General features: G+C 45.9%; 3 protein-coding genes. 1 reads left to right on the top strand and 2 read right to left on the bottom strand.

The features are described 5' to 3' along the window. On the top strand, positions 1–251 hold a 251-nt coding region (locus ACWA6V_RS20855), incomplete at its 5' end, for a hypothetical protein (protein WP_449524287.1). Positions 252–312: 61 nt separating this feature from the next. On the opposite strand, the gene ACWA6V_RS20850 is transcribed toward ACWA6V_RS20855, so the two are convergent. Both ACWA6V_RS20850 and ACWA6V_RS20845 read right to left on the bottom strand, forming a co-directional pair. Next, positions 313–1,437 (bottom strand): hypothetical protein, encoded by a 1,125-nt coding sequence (locus ACWA6V_RS20850; protein WP_449524286.1) that lies wholly within the window; start codon positions 1,435–1,437, stop codon positions 313–315. An 85-nt stretch (positions 1,438–1,522) separates the two neighbouring features. Then, positions 1,523–2,152 (bottom strand): ATP-binding protein (locus ACWA6V_RS20845; RefSeq protein ID WP_449524285.1); only part of this gene is annotated, 630 nt, incomplete at its 5' end.

Raw genomic sequence — 2,152 nt, 5'->3', positions numbered from 1 at the left:
CCCGAAAAATATTATCCGAGCAACATTTTGCGTTTATCACCTGGGACAAAAGTGGAAAATTTACCGTAGCTGCATCCGGCACTTATACTTTTAAAGGTGAAAACTATTCTGAGACGATTGATGTCACTTCTGAGGCCCGTCTTATGGGAAAAACCTATCACTTTAATGGCGTAATTAAAAAAGATCTGTGGATTCACAAAGGTATGGAAGACGGGATATTGATTGAAGAACATTGGCGCCGCGTGCATTAAGTAAACTGGTCACTTGCCGATTCAGTATCGGCAAGTGACTATCTTTAGACAGCAACAACCTTTAATCACCTAAATAAAAATCGCTGCGCGCAACCTCTTTACCATTTACCTGAATTGCCAGCTGATGCGTGCCCGCATAATAGCGGCGAGTAGTAATTGGTTTAAACGAGTGGTTTTTAGTAATTGCTATAGATTCATTGGCAGCAAGCAGAATATTTTTTAATTTAAAGACCTTGGGCGCCAGCTTGCCGTTGGCTTTCATAAAATAAACAACATAATCTACTACCAAATTCTGCGCTTTCTTCCCACCAGTAACAGTACAAGAAAATCCAATTGAATCCCCTACTGCGATACGCTTTTTACTCAGCGTTATATCGCTCACAGTCACACTCGGTTTAGCTGCATAACCCAACAGTGGAAATACGCGCACATCACCCGCCTTAACCAAACTGCGCAGCGCGTGTTTTACAATCCAATCTGTATGTTCATTCGAATCAGTCAACCAGCGGTCGCACAGGTTAATCATCCACGCAGGATTATCTTTACTAATATCGTTGAGGTTATTCGCCACTGAACGGCGCACGTATAAACTCTCGTCTGTTTTTAGTTTTTCCAAAAGTCCAACCAGTGGCTCTGGATTTTTAATAAATTGCGGCAAGCGTATTCCCCAGGGCAAACGCGGCCGGGAACCTTCGGACGCAAGACGGCGCACATGCTCAGAGGGATGTTCGCACCACTCCAACAATTTTGCATAGGTGATATCAGTATGCTGCTGGATAAAAGGGCGGATCGCAAATTCGGCACTGAACATCGGTGTTAACTTTTCCAGTGTTTGTAGCGCCTCTTTCGGGTGTTGTAAACCGTGTGTAGCAACATAATCAATCAATGGCCAGGCCGCAAAACCAGCTTTATTATCGGCCGCACTTCCTCTATCCCATACGTCCGGTAAATCCTGTAAATACTCACTGAGTTTTTTAAACGGCAAATCGTAGTGACGATGCAACACCGCAATCAAGTGATGCACCCGCGCTTTTAATTCAAGCGCATCAAGACCGCACTCTGCATCTTTTTGAAATGCCTTGGCATTGAATCCCGGCACCACCAATGCAACAGATTTGGCGATGCGTTTAATTGCATGCACCCCCAACCCATCTTTCATTAATGGACTTTTATCGGCATCGCTCACTGGTTATGTCTCCGAGTCAAAATAACAAGTATAAAAAAAGCTGCTGCCAGGTTATGGCAGCAGCTTTTGCAAGCACATTTGCTCGTTAACTCAACGCCAACTGAATATTAAAACAAGTGCCGTATTGTTGGTCTGAGGTCACCGCCATTTGGCCACGGTGGTGGTCAGTGATGATGAAATAGGAATAGGACAGGCGCTGCTCTACCGGGCAGGTGGATTCATGATTGGTGATCGCGAAGAAAGGTTGGAAAATATCCAGCTGCTCGCTTGGGCTTAAACATTTTCCATTGTGTTCAATTTTAATCCAGAGCGAATCGTAAAATTCACCAATCTCGATATTGATCCAGGGCTTGTTATTGTCGTCCCAGGTTTTGGCATTGAGTGCGTAAAACGAATTGCGCATCAAGCGCACAAATACCTGTTCCAGCTCGGCAGGGAAGCAGGGAATTTGCGGCAGGGGCGATGCGTAGTTGCGGCGGATATTAATGTGTTTAAACGCGAGGCTATCGGCATCGGTAAACAGATCCGTTGCCAGCGCAATGCTGCGGTCCATAATTGGCGGCACATCGGCGAGCTGTTTGCTGTCGCGATGGCTGCCAGCAAGATCCAACAGGTTTTGCGCAATCGCAGTGGCCTGGTGCGCACTGAGGCGAACCGTCTCTACCTCCTGCAATAAAAACTCTTTTACTTCTCCCAAGTCTGCCGCTTCCAATTC

Source organism: Cellvibrio sp., from assembly GCF_053579595.1.
This window is presented reverse-complemented; position numbering and strand designations above follow the sequence as displayed.